Below are 23,330 nucleotides of genomic sequence, written 5' to 3'. Positions count from 1 at the left end.
ATGACCACCCCGATGGAGGAGTAAAATATGAAGAAGATCGTCATACTATTCAATATCTTAGTTTTTGTAGTTATTGGCCTTCAAAAAAGCCAAGCCCAAGACTTGGAAAAGTTAAAGAACTTTCGAGTGAAAGACCTTTTTAACGGCGGTATCAAAGTCAATGGGGGTATCACGGCCAATCATAGCTACTACAATGCTTGGGGCATTGCTGATCGACAAGTACCATTGAACTTTTTGTACAGCGGTAATCTGACTTTGGATATTTTGGGTAAAATCAAAATGCCTGTGCAGTTTAGCTTTTCTAACCAGAATGTACAATTTGCTCATCCTTTTGATAGAAATTACCGTTTTACTCAACCTTTTAATCGACTGGTTTTAAAACCCACTTACAAAGGTTGGACGTTGCATATCGGTACTTGTGCCTTGAATTTTTCTCCTTATACGCTGGCGGCTCATCGCTACGATGGTATTGGGGTGGAGTATAAACCTAAAAGTAAAGATGCCTCAAAGGCTCAGTTTTACGTAAGTTTAATGCTTGGAAATTTAAAAAAGGCGACTCGACTGGATACTGCTTTCACCGTTCGTAACAACCAGCCTTCTTTTAAACGTTTTGGTGTGGGTGTAATGCTGGGCGTAAAAAAAGAAAATGATGCGGCTGAGCTTATTTTATTTACCGCCAAAGACCGTTATAATTCTTTGCCGTATTCGTTGGATGCCCAACGCATTTTTCCACAGGCCAATGTAGCTACGTCGCTCAAACTCAAAAAGGGGATTGGCAAAAAACTCAGTATTCAGTCAGAAATTGCTTTTTCGGGCATGACGACTGACATACGGGGAATGGAAGGTGCCAGAAAAAAAACATTTTTTAATTCTTATGTGGGTTTATTGCCCCTCAATGCTTCGACGACTTATAACAAAGCCATTCGTTTGGGAATGGATTATAAAGGCAAGGGGTTTACGAGTGGGGTAGAATATAACCGAGTCGACCCAGAATACCGTACCTTGGGGGCCTATTACTTTACCAATAACTTGGAAAATATTACGGCAAAAGTGGCTTCGCAATTTCAAAACGGGAAAATCTCTATTAATGGCAATGTAGGTTTGCAAAGAGATAATTTAACGAAAGATAAATTACAAACCCTAAGTCGATTCGTCGGGATGGCCAATGTGGCTCTCCAACCCTCCGAGAAAACAAGTTTGAATTTCTCCTATTCTAACTTTTTGAGCTATTCAAATCTTCGTTCAAGTTTTGAATATCTGACCCAAATTACACCCTATGATGCCCTTGATACGCTGAATTTCAGACAAATCAATCAAAATATCACGGCGATGATGAACTTTGCTTTGCCATCGGCATCGGATGATATTATCAATAATTTGGCTATTAATTTGATTTATCAAAATGGCAATGACCAGCAGGGAGGGCAAAATAATGCTGCGAAACTCTATAATCTTTCAGCCAATTATGGCTATGGCATCAAGAGCCAAAAACTTAATTTGGCCGCAGCAATGAATGTGAGTAAAAATGAGGTGGCCGCCTTCAATGATTTCATGTGGGGGCCTTCCCTGACCTTGAGCAAGGGCTTTGCCAATGAATTAAATGCGATGGTGGGTTTGATGTATAGCAGTTCTTTGGCACAAGGTGCTGTAACCAATAATATCCTTAGTGGTCGAGTGGGCTTGACTTATTCCATTCAAAAGAAGCATAACTTGACTTTGAACATCATTTATTTAGACAAACAAAGTCTGGCTGACGCTCAAAGGAAGGAGGGATTTAATCCATCTTCATTTAAAGAATTAACCACTAATTTGGCCTATGCATATCGGTTTACGCAGTCCCTAAGTCCGAAAGTCAAGGTCTTAAAAAAATAAACATCCACACTTTTTGATGCTTTGGTATCAAAAAAGCAATAATATAATTCACTATGAAGGTACACTCCCAAAGGTATTTCATTACATCGCTAAGGTTCTTAATACTTTTCCTTTCATTCAAGGCTTGGAGCCAAAATTATCCCGTTACTTGTACGCCCATTGTCAAGCCGAGCTACTCTTTAAAATGGTCGGAGATTAGTACCAGTACCGATATGTTCAAGGTGCATTTATTGCTCAAAGACCTCACTAAACCGTCGGTGGATGTGTATCTAAAAATCCGTTTGTCGGGCGTTGGGATTGATATTCGTACCGTAGATGGCTTTATTCCAAATCAGACCTTGACACTAATCCCTGGACAACCAAGAATGCTGACCACCAGTGATTTAGCCGAGTATTTCAATATCTCGAATTTAGTTGTGGATGGCGTGGATATTAGTGCTTTGTATAATGGTGGACGTTTGCCTGAAGGACTCTACACTTGGACAGTAGAAGCCTACGAAGTTGACCGAAACAGACAAGTATCTAATACGGGTATGGCCTTGATGAATGTATTCAAAAACTATCCGCCTATCATCAATATTCCGCAGGATGGAGCGATTCTGCCCGTTACAACTCCTCAAAATGTTTTGTTTTCTTGGACGAGCCGCAGCACGGCATCGTTGAATGCCGCCCAAGGAAAAACCTATAAACTTAGAATCTACCCCCTCAGCGGCGATGATGACCCCAATGTAGTTGCCAATAGCGGAATTCAGCCAATTGAAATTACCACTACCAATCCTTATTTTAATTATGGAGCAGGGAATATTCCGCTGGAGAAAGGAAAACGCTATGCCGTACAGGTGCAAGAAAGAGATGCCAATGGAGCCGATGAGTACGAAAATGAGGGAAAAAGTCAAGTGGTTACTTTTAGCTACGGCAAGCCCTGCGTAGCCCCCGAAGGTATGGTAATTAACCCAATCGGTAAAGGAAGAGTGCAAATCACTTGTGAAGCCACTGCCGAAGATGCCGAGACTTATCCTATTACGGCTTGGTATAAGCAGGAAGGCACAACGGTTTGGAACTCATTGCCTTTGAATAATAACAATGCAGTTATTAGTGGATTAAAAGATAAAACAGAATATGAGTTTAAACTCAGTTCGGCTTGTGGAGATAATACCAACACCATGACCGCCCTCAGTGCAGGAGATTTGCTTCCTTCGGGTGATGCCAGTACTGACCCTGTCACATTTAAAATTGATGATTCAGAGTTTGATGAAGAAGTGGAAGAACTTGACCCAGCCATTCTTGACCCTTACACCATTGGCGTAACACTCAACGCCGACGGTACGACAAGACCAGTGGAGACTTTAGAGGGCATTTTCAACAAAATCATTAAACCCAAATGTGTGACGGATGCCGATGCTTATGCTGAATGTAGCCCCGAACACCCAAAGCCTCGTGCTATTACAGGTACAATTGAATTAGATGCTCTTGCGATAGGCGATGTACTGGGTATTTACGACTATGCTGTTTTAGTAACTGCAACCAATGGAAGTAGTCCCTTTTCTGGCAAGGGGCTTGTCCGATTACCCTTCCTTGAAAATACTTTCATGGCGGTGGAGTTTGCTGGAATCAAGGCAAAAAAAGGTGAAGCAGGTACACAAGGCGGCTGTGTCTATGAGGTGGGGGATTATTTCCGCACTCGCCCAATCAGCCAAGCTGACTTACAAAATGAGCAAGTCAGAACCATTGCCGATATTATCAAACTCACCGAACCTATCGTTTTTCATGGTGATTTAGAGGTGGCCATAAAAAAATACCAAGAAAAGGGTGACGAAATAGCAATTAAAGGAACGGCTACGCCACAAGAAAAACAAGATTTATTGACTTATACCAAAGGTGTAGAAGTAGCCATTGGTACTTGGAAAGAGAAGTTTTCGGAGGTATTTGGTTCGGGCAAAACTGACCCAAAAATAGCCGAAATTCTGGGCGATATGACCGCCATCTTGACCCAACTCAATGCCGACAAACAAACCATTGAGTTTGGAACAAGTTACCCGACTATTCCTGCATTAAAGGCTAAAGTAGATGTCATTATTGAGAAAATCAAGGCGTTACAGCAAGAAAATACCCCTAAACCACCAAAAATACAAAATGTATTGGCCACCAATATTGGCTATAACGATGCCACTCTCACTTGGCAAGGCGACCCTCGTTTTACGAAATATGTAATTAGTTACAAAACCGCTGATGGTGGGGAATTGATAGAAACCGTTACTGGGAATCGTTTACATCTCAAAAATCTACTCCAGAAAAGTAAATATGGTTTCACAATTGAGGGCTATGTGGGTGATAAAATGGTAGATAAATATGGGATAGGATTATTTGATACTCAAAAGTCTTCCAATCCTACTCCTACCAATGTAAGGTACAGCTTACAATCAGATGGCACTGTTTTACTTGAATGGGATTATCCAAAAGAATACGGTTATACAATAGATGTAACAATCAAAGATAAAAACGGTAATGAGAAGCATTATTTCGTAAGGTCAAATGATACCAAGGTTAATATCGGTAAACTAATATCAGGAGATATTTATTCGTACAGCATTTATGTCCCCAAATATGATACATCGGTAAATGGAATAATTGACATTAAATGTGGACGGTTTATTTTAACCTCTTCTTCTAATACAATAGAATTAGGCCAATCTGTCACCCTGACAGCCAGTGGTTGCCCAAATGATGATGTAGAGTGGTCGGATACACCATATATAAATTTACGCGGTAAAAAATATACAGCAAAACCAAGTGGAGAAAGGACATATACTGCCTATTGTAAAACATTAGATTGCTCTAAATCTGTCACTATTAGTGTAACAAGTACTGATTGCTCAGATATAAGCTTTAAAATCAATGACCCTATTTATGAATATGGTAGTTTCTGGCAAGCTAATTTTACTGTCAGTGGATGTGAAGGAGGAAATGTTTATTGGGATGCTTGCGAAAAGTGTACCCCAACTTATGACTACCAAAATAATAACTTTGAAATTAATGGTCTTGGAACAACCCCTATTACTTTTTATGCAAAATGCGTCAAGAATGTTAACGGGGTTATAAAAACTTGCTACGATAATTATTTATTAAAATCTTCGAAAGACTGCATATTTGAAAATTTAGAAATAACGTCCACTTCAAAAAAAATAATAAAAGGCACCAGTCTTCCTCTTACCATTGTAGGTTGTTCAAATGGCACAATTAAATGGGAGCATAGTGGACAAAGCAATAGACAGTTAGTCGTTAGCCCCTCTGAAAAAACGAATTATGCAGTTACTTGTACGCCAAACGAATCAAAATGTAATACTGTAAGAGCGGTAATCAAAATTGATGTGATTGAGCTCGATTGCAATAAATTTGTAATTAGTCCATTCAACGAAATCTTTGAAAACACCGACCCTGTTACATTAAAAGCAAGCGAATGTTTAGGTACTTTAACTTGGTCGAATGGTAGTACTGGTACGAGCATATCTGTGATACCAACTACCGAAGCCCAAAAATATAGTATTACCTGTAAGATTGATGAAACCCGCCAATGTTCTGCATCTTCAACTGTAACTTTTGTTCCGCCTAATTGTAATAACTTTAAAGTTAGCAGCAAACAAGATAGCTACAATAATGTGGCTCTGAGTGCGATTGGATGTTCGGGAGAAGTAAAATGGGATAAAGGTTTAGGAAATGGGGCAACCATCGAAATAAAATCATTAGATGCTACCACAACCTATACAGCCACCTGCTCAACCACCAAATGTGCTAAGGCAATTACAGTATTCATTGCACCCAAGGCCGTACAATGTCCAACATTTACAATATCACCTTATTCTGTCACTGCTGATAAATACAGTAATGTAACATTTACCGCTAATAATTGCACAGGGACAATAAAGTGGGATACAGGAGAAACAACTAACACAATAACTGTTAAAGCACAAACAGAAAAAACATACAAAGCTACTTGCGAAGCAGATGGTTTTACAAACATTCAATGTGCTGTTGTGAAGCCTTCTTTTATTCTCAAACCGTGTACAAATGATTTTAAGCTTTCTGCTTCTGATTATTACTACACTGAATCAGATACAAAACCTATTACATTATCAACCAGTGGTAATTGCAGTGGTACAGTATCTTTTTCATCAGGGTCAAATCTTGTTAGACCATCATCAAACTCCACCTATTATGCCATTTGTGATGATGGTACTAATTACTGTACTTCAAATGCTGTTGCAATCAATGTTTTAACATGCAATAATATTGTTAATCGTGAAGGTAATTTCTATTATGAAATAAAAGATAATTTTGATAAAACAAAGAAAATTGTAACTGTACATAATTGTGTTGGTCAAGTTATATGGGGAGGACGCCTCCAAAGCTCTTATACGTTTGAAGTCAACATTCCTGCTGAACTAACTACCTATTCCTTGAGCTGCACCAGACCTCAATGTAGCAAAAGTATTACGTTAGAGGGCTTTTGTGAAGATTTTACTGCAACCATTGTTGACCCAAGTAGTGTATCGGCTATTGGTTCTTCAGAAAAAAAGACAATTTTTTATAATAGACTAAACCAATCTCGTACAATCTTTACGGTGGGCTGTCCTGTTGAAAATCTTACATGGAAAGATATGGATGGGAATATCATTTATGATGGTTCTATCATAAGCGACAAAGATTATATCAGGGCATTTTGTAGAATTAACAATAGCGATTGTGTAAGAACAATTAATCTTATGTCTCCGCCAAGTAGTGCAAATGCTCGTACTATTACCCAACAAACAACAGCCACTCCTATTGTAGATAATTCCATAACCTACGCTGCCATCATAGCCGACGAAAGTGCCGCCGCCGAATGTACCACTTGTAATTCATGCAATATCGCTCTCAATAAAGGAATGTCGATTTTCTTGAAACCATTGATAAGCGACATTATCACTCAAACCGCCGTAGGCAAAGATGCCAACGGAAATTATACGACCGCAAGTGTAAAAGAGTTTTTAGAACAACTAATAAAAACCTTAAAAACAAATCCAAAATTAAATACGCTTGTTTTCCCGACTGACCTTACTACATTGGCACAAGGCTTTGTGAATGATAAAAGTATTGAAAACTTGGTGCAACAACTCACAATTTCTATTACTGGAAATGTTTGTACAAGCGAATTTAATTTTAATATTTTGCCAACTTATAGCACTGTGGCAAACACACTACTTCCTTTAGCAATTCCGCCACTTACGCTTACCGCCACTACTACCAATGCCTCGTGTGATTTAAATAATGGTAGTGTAAAACTAAGTGCTACGGGTGGAACGCCACCTTATCAGTATAGTAAAGATGGCACAACCTTCCAAAGTTCAGATACTTTTGAAGCTTTGGTGGTTGGAAAATATACTTTCTATGTGAAGGATGCAAAAGAAGAGAAGGGGAATACTAGTGTAACCATTGAAGAAAAAGCTTTTGAAGCACCACCCCAAGAAATCGAACTCACTATCATTCCTTTGGGGAATGCAAGAACAAATAATTCGGCAAATGAACTTCTAACTAACTCAAGGGCAAATATTACTGTAAATGGTCTTTACATTGCCCCTGATGGTCGGGCAGTTAGATTACCCGCTGGAGCAGTGCCTATACAATTACGCTTTACTGGTACTTGGGGGCTTCCTCCTGCTGGTACACTACAAGGCTTTAAGTGGAACGGCAGCATCTATTTTGCCGAAATCAGAGGCTATATCAACCAATCATTTGTTGGCTACCGAAAAGTACCATTATGCCCCGAAGTCTATCTAAAAGATATTTATGAAACTACTTCGGGCGAAACCGATGCTTTCTATTTCAAGAAATTTAAGGATGCTAACGGCTGTGGTATTCAAAAAATTAGTGTAAAATATACTTTTAATCCAACGGGTGACCAATCGCTAATTAAAATTAGCCCCGACATTGCGGGCGATATAGCCGAAAAAGCCTATTATACCGACCAAAACGCTTGTAATCCTACCAACTATGTCAATAAAGATGGTTTTAAGAATAACAACACAAGCCTAAGTGCCGATAAGGCAGAAAACCTCAATAAACTCACCAACACTCTCAATAGCAAACTTGGTGAGCTGCTCAAGGTTACGTTGGTGGCTGTGAATAGTGCGGATATTGAAAAAATGAAAATTGAAGCACAAGAGAAAGGTTTGCAGACCTTAGAAGTCTTTGAATTTGAGGGAGTGTATTTATTTGCCTTTGGTGGCGGTGAAATTGGAACTTGCGAAAAAGACTACATCACCCGAAAGATGAAGGACGTACAAAGCTCTGATAGCTTCAAAACTCTTGGCAAGTGGGATAAAATAATTGCGAGTACATCAACCTATTATTACAATTGGTTCTTTGCGATTCTAAAATGCCGAGTTGCCAAAGAAAAGTACTATACTTGCACCAAAGATGCCACCAACAAAGAAACCTGCACACTGAAAGCGGGAGCATCCGAAGCTGAAGCATTTGTGGCAGGGTTTGTTCATTCGGTTATTGAGGATTTGGATTTTGTAGAGATGGCTTCAGGGATTATAACCATGGCAAAGGCTGCCACTACAAGCATAGCCACCGAGTATCTCAATTACCCTAAAGAGTTATACGAAGTATATCAGAAAGCCCCAAGTACTTGGAGCGGCGAAGATATTTATAAGATTATACCGCCCGTAAAACCAACCAAAGAAAGTGTAGAATTTGTATCAAACGCCATTTCGTTTTTCTATAGCTATTACATTACCGATGCCAACTACTGGACCAGTGGCGAGCTTACTGCAATGGTTGCCCCTGCCGTAATTACAGGAGGGCTTTATTTAGCAAAAAAACTGCCTCAAATTACGAGCAAATTAGCAGGCCGTTTGGCGAGTAAAGTAGCAGGTTTGGGCGAAAATTTAAATATTGTTGCTTTATTTAAAGCAGGCAAAAAAATAGACTATGATGATATTGGCGATATTGAGCAAATTGTAGTAAAGCAAGCCGATGAGCAGATTGAAAATATTTATGAAAAAGTAGATGACAAGTTGGTTAAAATATGTGGCTCATGCTTGGCACAAAATACCGCTGTTTTTGGTACTAATGCTACATTAGAAAACCTACAACCCCTCGCCACCGTACAAACGCTTGAAAAAGATGGTAGCATTGGCACACGCAACGTATGGGGTAAAACATCTAAAAAAGTAGCCGAAATAACCAAAATTTGGTTCAATGGGGAGGTCATAAAAAGTACAACCGAGCATGAGTTTATAGGCAAAACAGGCAAAGTAATGGCAAGTGCTATCAGAAAAGGCACTTTATTGTTTAGCTTAGCTTTACAAAGTTTTGTACCAGTAGATAGTGCCTTTATAGTAAAAGAACCTACCATAGTGGAGGGTTTAATGCTTGATGGTGTTGAGGCGTATGGTGTTGGAGCGATGGGCATTGCTACTGCACCGAGTAATGGTTGGTGTGTGAAGGGGCTTGATTTAGTAGGGCACATGAAGTTTAATGATTGGGTTATAAAAAATAAAACAACATTAAAGTATGGCACAAAAGTAGGAGATGATGCAGCAGAAGCAATAGCCGATGCCTTAACAAAAAAATTAGATGATTTAGGAGTAAATAAAACAAAAACTATCATCGAAACTTTGGAAGATTCGCAAGGTAGGATGACTTTTGTAATTAAAACAGATGGTGTTACTCATGATTTGGTAACTATTCAGAAGAATATAAGGGGTGAGCATTCTATTGATACTTATAGTAGAGCATATAACCCTAATGCGAATACTAATATTGATGTTGGAGTAAGTTCTAATCGATTGGTTCCTGATTATACAAAAGATATGGCAGGGAATCCAAGTAACCGATATTTATATCCACAAAATCTATTGCCACAAGGTAAATCGCCTGTTGTTAGAATAAAAATGTCGGGAAAAAGACGAGGTACAGATGGTGATTTTCACAGGGCAAATATTGAAGCTGGCTTAACAGGATTAGATGCTCCCACGGATTATGTATGGCATCATTTTGATGATTTTGAGGTTGATGTTAATGGAGATGTGTGGTGTACAATGCAATTGGTAAGGAGTGATGTTCATACAGGTATTTCGGGTATGGCACATAGTGGCTCGGTAGCTCAATGGAAATCATATTTCATAGATAGCTCAAATGCCCCCAATAATTTATGGTATAATCAATAAATTTTAGATATGAAGCAATTAGAAATTATTTTATCCCTAAATACTAAAGAAAGGTTTAGTTCAATTGAAACTTTATATTCGATAAATATTCCGAATGGATTGAAACAATTTATAGTTCTGTACGAGGGAAAACAAACTATTCAAAAAGTTTATAGACGAGAATCAGGTATTTTTGACAGCATTAATCAATTCCTGTATTTGGATAATGAAAATAAAGCATCAATAAAAAAAATATATGAAGGTCATTTGTTTTATGATATTGTTGGTTTTATTCCATTCGGCATAGACTCAGGTGGTTGGGATTATAATTACTCAATTAATCCCGACACATTTGGTCAAGTCTGGTTAAATAAGTTTGATAGCGGAGATGAAGATACATTAGAATTTGTTTGCAGTTCTTTTGAAAAATTTATTGATGGTTTAATTACAGAAGAAGAAGCTATAAAGTTAGGATACTGAACCTTTTGTAATTAAAACAGAGGGTGTTACTCATGATTTGGTAACTATTCAGAAGAATATTGATGGTGATAATGTGGTGCAAAGTTATAATAGAGCCTATAATCCATCTGCAAATACTAATTACCCAGTTCCTGCAAGGGCAATGTTCCAAATTTGGGGATGAGTATTTTAGAGAAAATTGAGCATTAAAACAAAGTATTTCAAGACAATAAAATCAATGATTAAATAATAGAATTAGAAATTCACCAATAAAAACAGATTTTATGGCATCCTTAGAGCATTCGTGTTACAGATTTGGGGATGAACCGGCAATGTTCCAAATTTGGGGATGAGTATTTTAGAGAAAATTGAGCATTAAAACAAAGTATTTCAAGACAATAAAATCAATGATTAAATAATAGAATTAGAAATTCACCAATAAAAACAGATTTTATGGCATCCTTAGAGCATTCGTGTTACAGATTGGGGGATGAGCCTATCAGATGTCCAAAATGTAGTGGTAGTACTTTGAAAAATGGCAAAATATTGGGTAAACAGCAGTACAAGTGTAAAGAATGTAACAAAAGATTTCAGTTAAAATATACCTACAAGGCTTGTGAGCCAAACACCAGCCCCAATATTGTTGCACTGATAAAAGAAGGCTGTGGTATTCGCTCAATAGCCAGGCTTTTAAGCATTTCAGCAAGCACTGTTTTGGGGCGTATTCGCAAAATTGCGGCAATAATCGAGCATCCAGCCATCGTAAAAGGAAAAGAATTTGAAGTCGATGAACTCAGAACCTATATCAAAAAGAAAGATAAACCTATTTGGATTGTATTGGCATTGGAGCGAAGCACCAAAAAGATAGTGACTTTTAATATCGGTAGCCGTACTAATAAAACCTTAAATACAGTCATAAAAACCATAGAACTGGCTAAACCAAAGAAAATTTTCACTGATAAACTCAAAAATTATCGGTATTTGATAAACAACAAAATCCATAGTACGAAGCAATATAGTACAAATCATGTTGAGCGTGTCAATTTAGATTTACGTAAGAATTTAAAAAGATTAAACCGAAAAACCATTTGTTTCAGCAAAAGTATCACCGTACTAACCGCAATTTTGAAAATATATTTTTGGTATTGAAATACCCACTTGATTAACAACCAAAACAACCGCAAGGGCGGACCGTTTATGCGAATATTTATCCACCTCTTACTCATGTGCTTTGGCACTGTTTTTTTTGCATTTGGCAGTGATAAACCTGTCAAGCCATCCAGCGAAGTATTTAAACCTCGCCATGATGGCAAGCATTTTTTCATTGCAACCGCTATAACAGTGGCACAACCCACACATGCCGATATTGAGTCGGCCATTGCTGATGCCCAAACACAAGGGCGTATCATCAAGATTACATCAGCGGGCTTTAGTATTCCTGCGGCCTTGAAAGAAATTTCGAGTTTGCCCGTCACTTTCCGTAACCAGATTGATGGCTGGAACTACGATATTACCGTTTTTGCCATGACGTTTACTCCACAAGGTTCAAAACTCAGTATTGGCTGTAAGTTCAATTTGCCCAATAATCAAGCTATCTATTTTGGAGCGAATGACATTGCTACTTCGGGTAAAAATGGTTTTGTTGGCGAGTTACCGATTTTAACAAGCACCCTAACAGATGCCAAACAAGCTGAATTAGATGATACTGGTGGACTATTGGGTGGAGAAACACAATTTTATGAGGTCTCGATTCCGAACTTCAATGATAAACTCAAAATGGGATTGAGTAAAGATACCAAACTCCATTTTGAGTGTGGCACTTTCAAGAAATTCACGTTTTCGGGTTATTTGAAATCCTTTGATGTGGTTGAACGAGAAAACAATGATGGAACGGCCATCAATGATGGCAAGCCTTTGATGCTGTTTTTCGGTACTAAAGAAGTCTTCGATTGGCAAGATATGTATTTCGAGGCAAGCGTTTCGAGGTCATTTCATCATGCTAATCTTAAAGAACTTGGCTTTAACTTTTCGGCTTCAAACAAAGCTATCATTGATTTAAGTAAAACACAAAATCCAGCCAATTTACCAACTTGTGTCAATACTGATGGTTGGCAAGGCGTTTACTTTCCCACTTTCCAAGTCCGATTACCACAGTTTTTTAAATTGCGTGAGGGTGTAACGCTGGCAAGCAGAACGGGCAAAAATCTGTTTATCGATAAAACAGGCTTACTGGGTAATATGACCGCCGAAAAAGTCTATGCTCTCAATGAAGGCTATACCGATGAAGTGAATAAATTCGATATGTCGCTTGATTTACTGTCTTCTAATTTTGTGTGTAATCAGGCACCAGTTATAATGATGATGGGTCGAATCCAATTAGGTAAATGTAGTTCGGTCAGCAATCAGGCTGATAAACTATTGTATTATAATGTCATCTATGATAAAGTCAGAAATGGCTATTCTTTCTTGGTCAAAGAAAAAGAATCGGGTAATTATAGCAGCAATTCACTCACGCTCGAAACGGGTTCTACTGTTAATTTTGGCATCAATGGAAGTTCGGTAGTGCTAAATACAAAACTACCAAAATCACCCACCATCACCACAGCTGCAGCAGCCTATAATAATAGTATCTGTAGCAATTTTGAAACTACGTTAAGTATTTCAGATTGTAGCACGGGAATGTTCAAATGGACAAGCCCAACAGGTGTAGGCAACGAAAATGTTAATCCGTTGACTATCAAGCCCATCACCACACAAAGCAGCCAACAGATGGTTTATCAAGCCAACTGTTTTGATAAATATTGTATCAACGAAAACTCCAATGCCATTACTTTAACAGTATATAATGGTTTACCGGACTTAACACTCAGCAGCGATAAGTCGGTGATGTGTTCTTCTGAGACCGCTACTTTAACGGTAGGGAATTCGTGTGTAGGAAAAATTAGCTGGAGCACTCCCGAAAATGCTGCCTTCACCATTGAAAATGCCAGCACAAAAAGTGTAGAATTTCCCAATTTAAGTTCCACACAAGATAAGGTATATAAGGTGCGTTGCGAATTGGCTCAGTGTTACAGCAATCAAACCAATGAAGCTGTTCAGACGATTACCATCAAAAAAGCACCTACAAAGCCTATTCTGACAACCCTTAATGCTGATAATTCAGAGAACCCCACCCACACAGTTTGTTCTGGAAATTCGATTGTCATTGGTGGCTCATGTCCAGATGCAGGAGCGGTATTTACTTGGATAGCTGGGTTGAGCAGCACGGATACAAACCCTTTTACATTATCAACCAATGTTAGTACTCCCCAAAACAAAAACTATGTTTATCAAGCCAGTTGCACAAAAGATGGATGTTCGAGTACAGCTGACCTCACAGTAAAGGAATTTCCGATTTCTAAACCCACGAATTTCTTTGCCGTTCGGAATCCAATCGAGTCAGGAGGTATGGCAGAAATAGCGGCATTAGGTTGTCCAGAAGGAAGTTATGTATGGAGTAATAATAAAAGAGGTGTTTGGAATGGTCAAAATGGTGAAACGCTACGAGAAGTTCTTAATCAAACCACAACTTATTCGGTGCGATGCGTAGTAAATGGTTGTTCGTCGTTAGCAACCGACCCTATAACAGTTCGTGTTCTTACGTGCGAAGAAGCTTATCCTGCTCCAAGCAATGTTGGAAGTATTGATGGTTTAAGTGAGGTACTACCAAATGGTCCAGTAAAATTATACGCCAGTGGTTGTGCGAATGCTTATGAATGGAGCAATGGCATTATTTCTGCGAATAATGACGGAGAAAGTACGATTATTACTGTAAATCCTGTCGAAACAACTGATTATAAAGTAAGGTGTAAGAAAGATGATGGATGTCAATCTGCATGGAAGTCGGGCGTAACTATTAAAGTAAAGTCCTGTGAAGAAGGTGTAACTGCTCCCAGTATGATAGGTAGCATTGATAATTTGAATGATGTCACACCCAATACGGCAGTGAAATTATATGCCGCAGGGTGTAGTAATCAATATGAGTGGAGCAATGGAACGGTTTCTTCAAAAAATGATGGTAACAGTACAATTATTACAGTAAACCCAAGCGAAACAACCAAATACAAAGTTCGTTGTAAAGTGGATGAAGGCTGTAAATCTGGTTGGACAGCTGAGTTTGAAGTAAGGGTGAAATCCTGTGAAGAAGGCGTGGCCGCCCCAAGTATGATAGGTAGCATTGATAATTTGAATGATGTCACACCCAATACGGCAGTGAAATTATATGCGGCAGGCTGTAGTAATCAATATGAATGGAGCAATGGAATAGTTTCCTCAAAAAATGATGGAAATAGTACAATTATTACAGTCAATCCAAGTGAAACGACCAAATATAAAGTTCGATGTAAAGTGGATGAAGGCTGTAAATCTGGTTGGACGTCTGAATTTGAAGTAAGGGTGAAAACCTGCGAAGAAGGTGTTTCAGCTCCAAGTTCTGTCGGAAGTATTGATAATGTGAATGACATCATTGCTAACACAAACATTACACTATATGCCATGGGTTGTGGTAATTTGCCCTATGAATGGAGCAATGGTGCTATCAGCAATGATGAAGGGCAAAACAATACAAGCATTACAGTAAGTCCATCATCTACCACAACATACAAAGTAAGATGTAAAAAAGACGAAGGTTGTAAATCAGCGTGGTCGGCAGAATTTGTGCTGAGGGTAAAGGGAGCAACGCCCTGTGCAACACCACCAGCTACACCTGTAATTAGTGCGAATAAATATACACTTAATTCAGACGATGATTCCGTGACCTTGACCGCCTCCAATTGTAGTGGAGAAGTTAATTGGAGTAATGGTAGTGCAGGTAGCAAAATAACGATCTCAGCTGCTACGAAATATTCAGCTACTTGTACTTTTGATGGCTGTGTAAGTATAAAAAGTAATGAAATTATAATTACGAAAGATGGGTGTACGACGCCTACAGCTCCAGTTATTACATCCGATAGAATTGTTCTAAAAGTAAATGAATCAGCAAAGCTGACGGCAAGTGGTTGTTCTGGTAGTATCTTTTGGAGTAATGGTGATATTGGTTTTCAAACAACAGTTTTGAAGGCAGGAAGCTATTCGGCAAAATGTACCGTAAATAAATGTGAAAGTAGCAATAGTAATGAAATTACGATTACTAAGGAGGGCTGTACAATTCCAACAACTCCAAACATTTCAATAGATAAAACAAGCGTTGCTTTTCAGGGAGTTATCACGGTATCCGTTGGGGCATGTTCGGCTGGAAATTTAGTCTGGACATCCCCATCAACGGCTAATCAGATAGGAAGCCATACCATAACATCCGCAACTACCTATTCTGTTAAGTGCGTAGATAAAACTTGCGAAAGTGCGATATCTTCTAAAGAAGTATGTGTACTTCCTGCAAAACCTAATATAACGGCCGATAAAACATCGTTTTATAGTGGTGAAGAAGTGAGTGTAACTGCTACCTGTTTTGGTACTGTTACTTGGATTTCACCATCAGGTTTCACGGGTGGAAAGTATTCCCCTACATCTTCCTCTACCTTCAAAGCAAAGTGTACAAACAATTGTGGCAATAGTGAAGAGGCTTCCGTAGAGGTTACACTTACCCCAAGTCCTTGTTCAAACTTCTCATGGATACCTGCCGTAAGTACGAGTGAAGTTTGCGGAACAAAAACCTTGACTATCACTAATTGTGAAAATGGGATTGTAAATTGGAAAAGAATTGATTGGAATATGCTAGGACAACAATATACAGTAGAAAATCATACAGGCAGTAGTTGGGAATTTAACACTGCAGCGGAGTCTCTAAAACGGAGAGATTTGAGAGTAACATGTACACAAAATGGTTGCACAAGTAACGAAGGAGACCCTGGGGATGTTCCAAATGTGCAAGATTTACCAACAACTCCAAGAATAACCACGGATAGTCGAGCAGTCTGTTCAGGAACAAATGTAACTCTCTCGGCAACAGGATGTAATTATTCTTATGTATGGAATAATGACCTTGAAGGAGCATCAATAACAGTAAAGCCGACATCAGAAAGTAAGTATAAAGTAAAGTGTGTCAATAAAGGTATAGCAAATTGCTCGTCAGGTGAAAGTGCAGAATGTAAAATTACGATTCAATCAATACCCAATGAACCAACTATTACAAGTGATAAAAAATCAATAACAGGTAATGAAAAAGCAATATTATCAGCAAGTGGTTGTGCTGGTACTATTAAATGGAGCAATGGGAGTGCTGGTACTTCCATTGAAATAAGTGGGCAAGGGGGCAATTACACAGCTACTTGTACGACATCTTGTGGCACAAGTTCAGTTTCAAATAACATAAGTATTAATTATTGTACTGGTACAAATTGGGAAGACACAGGGGAGGTTCGATATATTACAGAAAATTATATTAGAAAATATGAAAAACAACAAAAAGATAATACTACTTGCTCGACTAAAGAAGATGATAGGTGGGTAGAAGTTTATGTTTGTAACGAAATCATATCGGTTGTTTATATTAAATCTGTCAATGGATTGCAAGTAATCTCAACAAACAATAATTGTCAAAGTGATATTAAATGGTATTACACTGGTAACGGTGTTGTAGATGAGCTACTTGTAAATAGTAATGGTATTAATATTAATGCCTGGAAAGGCAAAGGAAGATATGAAGCCAAATGTACTAACCGTTGCGGAACAATCAGTGCAGGAACTGCTTATAACGAGTGAAATTTGTCGTTTAACAATTAATTAATGAAAATTATAACTTTCATTCCATCAGGGTCTTCGGCACGAGACCCTGATGGAATTGGTCTAAGCAAAAAGGAAGAATCTAAAAACACCAAAAACAAAACTGGATTATATGCATAAAAATCCTGTAAGTTGAAGATGGAACTTAGCGAGTGATTACTTATTGTATCTCCCACTCTTCGGCAAGGTTTTAAGATTTGAATGAACTCGTAGTTTTAACCATTAGCAAGATGTCTGAGTTTGATAGTCAAATGCCATCAGTGCCCCACTGATGGAACGAAAACGGGCATGTAATAAAAGTGTTTTCTGGACTATCATTGATTAATGTAATGAACTCAAAAAATAATTGGTGAACAGGAATGATTTTTCTAATCTAAGTCGAGGTTTGCACTGATGTGGATCAACAAATTAGTAATAAATTTGACCTGTAGATGATAGAATAAAAAACTAAATTTTCTTTAGAGGAATATATATACAACTTAATGAAGTTTTAGGGTGTTCGACCGATAAACCACGATGAATATTCAAGTGGTTTTAAAATGGTTTTGTCCTTTCCCAAGTGTGTCAAACAAAATGGCTATTAAAATAGCAACCTAATATTTCTTTGACTCCCTTTTTTAGGCGGTGTGAGGTTTTGTAATTTCTTTATCTCTTCATTCAAAAACTTTAAGTGCTGACCTTTCATAAAATCTAAAAATATTTGAATGTTTCCCTCTTTTCTTGTTTCAATTAAACTTTCAATATATTCCTGCCTATCTTCTTCAAAGACAATTGTCATGGGCATTTCATGATAAGATTGTATGTAGTTCATTAGAAGTCTTGAAGTCCGCCCATTGCCATCTACGAATGGATGAATAGTTACTAACTGATAGTGACCTAAAAAAGCTAACTCATTAATTTCTTCTACAGTCTTCACCTCATTTATTTTACTATTCAAATCAGTACACATATTTTTAAGGTATTGTGGTACTTTATTATAATTTAGATAGCTTTCTCCAGATATTCCTGCTCGAACATTTAAAAGTCGCAAATCTCCTTTGGAGGAATCAAATGTACCTAATGCAGTATTATGTACAGTTCCAGTACTTTTCATGATATGAGCATTGATATTCTGAATGAATTTAGTATCAATCTTTTGTTTTGCTTTTGCAGATTCAATAATAAAGCCCAGCGATTCAAAATGGTCTTTCACCATTAAATGATGCTCTAATGGCTTGCCTTTTGCGGTTAACCCTTTTTCAAGAAAAATTTCAGTTTCTAATACAGTTAATGTGCTGCCTTCGATAGCAGTAGAATGATGGGAGATTAAATATAGATTAAGCCTTTCCAAATCAATATAATTTTGACTTAATGCTTTATATTCTTGTGTCAATTTCTCTAACTCCGTTTTCATTATCACATTCATTAATTTCGTTTTTTCAAAATCATTTGTTCAAGTTCCTTATCAGAATATTTATCGAGTAATTTTATATATCGATAATAACTTGCATGGGTAATTTCCAATGGTTGATAAATTTCACGCGGTTGTTTGTTGGTGTCTTTATATAATGTACGTAAAATTTTCAACTTAGCCACAGTTTCCGCTTTTAAGCCTTTAGGCCTCCCTCCTACTCGTCCTCTTGCTCTTGCCGATGAAAGCCCTGCGTTGGTTCTTTCTCTGATAAGTTCTCTTTCATATTCAGCTAAAGATGCCATCACGTTTAAGAATAATCGTCCGTTGGATGTTGAGGTATCTACACCATCAGTTAGACCCTTAATTATAACTTTCTTCTGATTAAGTTCTAAAACTAAATCAATAATGTTTTTTATACTTCTTCCCAAACGGTCAAGTTTCCAAACCACTATGATATCGCCCTCTCTTAGGTGTTGAAGCATTTTATTTAGTTCAGGCCTTTCTTTAGTTGATCCAGAAATTTTTTCTTGAAAAATTTTCTCACACCCTGCCTTTTTTAAGGCTTCAATTTGCAAATCCAAATTTTGGTCTTTGGTGCTCACCCGTGCATAGCCTAAAATCATATTAATTGTATCATAAACTTATTCAATTCAAATTTATGGAATTTTCATTAATGAGACAAGTTTATGGACTATTCTTGGGGGAAAAGATGCGTATAAGTTTACGAAGAAAAAAATATCACTAACCCACCGTTTGTTAATACCAATAATTTACTCATCAAAGTAACCTATGTTAGAATTGAAGGGTAAGTAAAATGTTTTTCTCTTTGGCAAACTTAGCACAATTGACTTCATTATAAACTATAAATATCATGAAAAAAGAACAAGACCGCTACAAATATTTGGGAAATGATAAAGCTTATTTTCAGAATTTAATAGAAAGTTCGACCCTTGTCAGTGGTGAAAAAGGAGAACTTGTTGACTATAAGAAGTTTATATTTGTCTTATAATCCCGAATTCACGTTAAGTAAAGTATTAAAGTGCATAAAACTATAATTATGATGAGGATGAAAAAATGGCTGTATTCTTTCATATTGTTTGAATCTCCCACCAAAACCATTCCACTCCAGTAATAAGGAAATTGATATCCAGAGGTTTTTAGATAATCTTGTTGAGCCTTCTGCAAGGCAATATCTTTCTCATAACCATCATCCAGATACTTATAAAAACTTTCTGTGAGTTGGTAGGTAGATTGATTGTTTACACGCCATAGAGTTGAAATAGTAGAAGGTACGCCTAAATATGCAAAACCACGAGCAAAACTCATAATGCCTTCACCTGTGGCATTGCTACCAAGGTTTGTTTCACAGGCTGACAGCACAACTAAATCAGCTTTTAGTTTTCCTAATTGGTATAGCTCACGCATATCGAGTGCATCATCATAAAAATAAATTTTCGATTTATCACTTATTGTATCAGCTTTTCCGTGCGTAAATAATTGAATAATTTGGAAATTGGGGGCATTTTTTATGAAGATTTGTTTGGTGGCTTGCTGCTCAAAAAATACTTTTCCAGAAAAATACTTTTCTTCGATTCCCTTTAAGACATTTTCGGAGCCATCTAAGGAATTAAGCTTATGAGATATATTGAAATGAACTGGAGCAAAACCCAGAAGACTATTATTGAATGAAGGATAGGTCACACGGTCTCTAAATAAAATATTTGCCGAGTAGGAATAACTAAAAGCATAATCTTCGATTAAATACTTTTTCTGCTGGATGTTTGTAACCAACGAACTAAATGGTAAAAAATAGTTATCTTGAGAAATGATCACCCTGCCTAAAGGAATATTTAGTGGTGCAAAAATCAATTGATACAATTGATTGCTTACGCGATAAAACTCATGTAATTGTGTGGAAGTATGGGGTGGTTTTCTGGCGGAAAGTAACAGAAATTGCTTACTTATTGACTGAAATTGAGTTAGGTTTATTTTAATCATTCGGGTATCCTTGGCGGTGACTAAAAAGGCGTAAACAGCCTTTTCGCCAACAAAATATTCGACAAATGATTGATTTGACTTTAAACCTGACCTAAGATAAGACAATGAAATGTATCTATTCTGATATTTTAACTGATAATATTCATTGTTCGTTTTTTCTAAAGATTGTACGAAACCGTTATACACTTCTTTGACATTAATTAGTTGTTGGTATATTTTCGTATAATTTTTATCACTTTCGGGCGTATTTTCAAGTTGATTTTGAAGTCCAATGATTTTATAACGTAAGCTTTGTTCTTGGGAGAGTTTTTCTTCCGAAAGGATTTTTTTGGCATCTAAATCTTTCAGAGCATCGAGCAGCAAAATTGCTCGACTTTTCTCCATAAAATAAAAGGCTGTGTTATGGTTTTTAAGCTTAAAACAAGTTTCGATTGCATTTTCGTAAAAGTTGTGAGTGTGTTCACGCCAAAAGAGCTTCGAGCCAAGTTCGGTGTGTTCTTGCCGCATGATGTCAATGAGTGAATCGGCTTGATAAATGGTTGTAATACCGTTTTTACCAAATTTGGTTAGATATTTTACTTTTTCTAAAATTACGTCGAGAAGTAAGGTATAATTTCCATGAAATGTCCGTAGGGTACCTTTAAAATTCAAAATTCTCAAAGCCTTGCTGTGATATGCCTCCCCCTTCAGAAAATCATTCAATTGATAATAATTATTGGCTTGGGTCTGATACAAGCTTGATACTTCAATTGACCTTAAATTAGGATTGATTCTGTTTAAGTTTTCAATTATTTTATCGCACAATTTGATAGATTTTTCAAATGCCCCCTTCAATTGATACACTTTTGCAATATTCAAATCATCAACGAGTAATTTGCTTTCTTCATCCTGCTGATACCTTCTACTTTTCGAAAAATACCTGATCGCTTCATCATATTTTTGTTGATTTCTGAAAGACAACCCTAAATTTGTATAGTAATGAGATGAAAAGAAAGGATTACTTCCCACCAGTTGACTTATTTTTTGACTATTTTTAAGTACTTCAATATGGTTATTGAGCTCAACATAAGCATTTATTTTATTGGTCATTAAACCTATAAAATTCTTGTTTTTTTTATCATAATTTAAGAAAAACAGTGCTTTTTCGCTCCAATCAATGCTTTCTTGAAACCTACCACTCTGATTGTAGAGCTTGGTGAGCAAAATGATACTTCCGATATCTAATGCTGTAATTTTTTGTGGATGGATACTTTCCGTAAGTAGCTTAATGGCTTGCTTCTGCTCATGTACTAACATCAAATAATAAGACAGGTAGTAAACTAATTGCTTGTTTGATTCAGGGTCGGTAATAAATTTTGAAAGGTTCTGATAAGCATCTTGTACAAGGAAAAATGCTTGAACTTGGTTGCCTTCTAACTCTTGTTGGGTGCTTATTTTAATAACGAAATCGACAATTTGAGCTTGATTTTTATCGAAATTTTGATTTTCAAGACAATCTCTATAGAATCTTAATAATGCTTTTCTTCGCTCGTCGAATACTGCAATTTTGGTAATTTTATCCTGTTCTTTTTTCATTTTTTCTTGAGCATAAATGGAAAAAGAAATCAATATGAAAATTGTCCCCAAAATATATTTATAATAGCAAATTAGCATTTTTAGGAGTAAAATCGTAAAAATGCTAATTTAGGAAATAAACTTTAGAAATTAGTGTCCGTGAGGTAATGGACAAGTCCCACCGCAACAACTATTCAATGAATCATCGTTGTTCAATTCTGTAACAGAGGTTTCCGTTTCAACGGTTTTGGTAGAAGATTTCTTTTCTTTTGGCAAATTATTGCCTTTGTTGGCTTTATCAAAAACTAAGTAATTAGACCCAATGGTTTTGATTTCCCAAAATGATTTAGTGTAATTAGCTGCTTGTTTTTTATCTATTCTTCTCAGCCTAAATCTAAATGCTTTGATTTGTGAAATATCTGATAGCTTTAATTTTGGATTATCATTCTGTGGGGTGTTAGTACCTGCCATGTGTATTCTATACATTTTATCATACTCTAATTTCATGTCAGATGTTACATCCTTTTGAAAAACTATGCTTGGGTAAAACTTCGTAATCCCTGGGTATGATTTTTCGAGTGATGCCTTTAAATCCGCCCCCTTGATTGCGTTTGGGTACCTTGTTTTTTCAATCAAAATATCTGTTATTGGAGCAAAAGAAATTGTGTCGAATTTGGTAATTACTTCAATCTCAGCATAAACATTTTTTTCAAGGCTTAGATTGTGTCCAATGTTAAGAAAAACCTTCTGAAATTGCTGAAGAGAATTCTTAGTATCTACCGATGATAATTTCTTTACATTAACATAAAACCATTCACTTTCCATTTTTTCGCCCAAATCTACTCTTGGATAATTCTGAAGACTCATTTTCCATTTTGCTTTTTTACTTTGGCCTAAACTAAAGTAATTAGTCCTTATTTCTGGTTTAAAATCAGAAAATACATTTTGAAAATTACTATTGTTTTGATTAGGATTTTGAGCCTTTACCATAAACATTTGGTAAAAAAATATAGTGATTAAGAGAGTCTTTTTCATTTTTAACAATTAAATGTTTGAAGTATGAATCAATGGGTAATTTGAATATTTTGGAAGGTTAAAAAGCA

The 23,330-nt window shown here is 36.9% G+C and carries 10 protein-coding genes; 6 read left to right on the top strand and 4 right to left on the bottom strand.

Annotation, left to right across the window (positions count from 1 at the left end; translation table 11 throughout):
• Positions 1–27 precede the first annotated feature (27 nt).
• The 5 genes from EMTOL_RS21260 to EMTOL_RS21240 all read left to right on the top strand — a co-directional run bounded on the left by EMTOL_RS21260 (position 28) and on the right by EMTOL_RS21240 (position 17,261).
• Positions 28–1,872 carry a TonB-dependent receptor gene (locus EMTOL_RS21260; RefSeq protein WP_015026371.1) on the top strand — a complete coding sequence of 615 codons (1,845 nt, stop codon included), beginning with the start codon at positions 28–30 and terminating at the stop codon, positions 1,870–1,872.
• A gap of 53 nt (positions 1,873–1,925) precedes the next feature.
• Positions 1,926–10,085: a fibronectin type III domain-containing protein gene (locus EMTOL_RS21255; protein ID WP_015026370.1), complete on the top strand. Its 8,160-nt coding sequence runs from the start codon at positions 1,926–1,928 to the stop codon at positions 10,083–10,085.
• A 9-nt stretch (positions 10,086–10,094) separates the two neighbouring features.
• Positions 10,095–10,544 carry an SMI1/KNR4 family protein gene (locus EMTOL_RS21250; protein ID WP_015026369.1) on the top strand — a complete coding sequence of 150 codons (450 nt, stop codon included), beginning with the start codon at positions 10,095–10,097 and terminating at the stop codon, positions 10,542–10,544.
• A 432-nt stretch (positions 10,545–10,976) separates the two neighbouring features.
• Positions 10,977–11,672 carry an IS1 family transposase gene (locus tag EMTOL_RS21245; RefSeq protein ID WP_015026368.1) on the top strand — a complete coding sequence of 232 codons (696 nt, stop codon included), beginning with the start codon at positions 10,977–10,979 and terminating at the stop codon, positions 11,670–11,672.
• Between the two features lie 48 nt (positions 11,673–11,720).
• On the top strand, positions 11,721–17,261 hold the full coding sequence (locus EMTOL_RS21240) for a hypothetical protein (RefSeq protein ID WP_015026367.1): 5,541 nt from the start codon (positions 11,721–11,723) through the stop codon (positions 17,259–17,261).
• A 601-nt stretch (positions 17,262–17,862) separates the two neighbouring features.
• Here EMTOL_RS21240 and EMTOL_RS21235 read toward each other — a convergent pair.
• Positions 17,863–18,675, bottom strand: coding sequence for a Fic family protein (locus EMTOL_RS21235; protein WP_015026365.1), 813 nt, complete (start codon positions 18,673–18,675; stop codon positions 17,863–17,865).
• A gap of 11 nt (positions 18,676–18,686) precedes the next feature.
• Entirely contained in the window at positions 18,687–19,298 is a 612-nt protein-coding gene (locus EMTOL_RS21230; RefSeq protein WP_015026364.1) for a recombinase family protein, read from the bottom strand.
• Positions 19,299–19,546: 248 nt separating this feature from the next.
• Here EMTOL_RS21230 and EMTOL_RS22580 point away from each other — a divergent pair, with 248 nt between their 5' ends.
• Entirely contained in the window at positions 19,547–19,684 is a 138-nt protein-coding gene (locus EMTOL_RS22580; protein ID WP_015026363.1) for a hypothetical protein, read from the top strand.
• Positions 19,685–19,692: 8 nt separating this feature from the next.
• Here the strand turns inward: EMTOL_RS22580 and EMTOL_RS21225 are convergent, their stop codons facing one another.
• Both EMTOL_RS21225 and EMTOL_RS21220 read right to left on the bottom strand, forming a co-directional pair.
• Positions 19,693–22,248, bottom strand: a complete 2,556-nt coding sequence (locus tag EMTOL_RS21225) for a CHAT domain-containing protein (RefSeq protein WP_305953326.1) — start codon at positions 22,246–22,248, stop codon at positions 19,693–19,695.
• Positions 22,249–22,377: 129 nt separating this feature from the next.
• Positions 22,378–23,262, bottom strand: a complete 885-nt coding sequence (locus tag EMTOL_RS21220) for a hypothetical protein (protein ID WP_015026361.1) — start codon at positions 23,260–23,262, stop codon at positions 22,378–22,380.
• Positions 23,263–23,330 lie beyond the last annotated feature (68 nt).

This window comes from Emticicia oligotrophica DSM 17448, assembly GCF_000263195.1.
GTDB lineage: Bacteria > Bacteroidota > Bacteroidia > Cytophagales > Spirosomataceae > Emticicia > Emticicia oligotrophica.
Note: the sequence above shows the minus strand (reverse complement) of the source record. Positions and strands in the feature narration are given on the sequence as shown.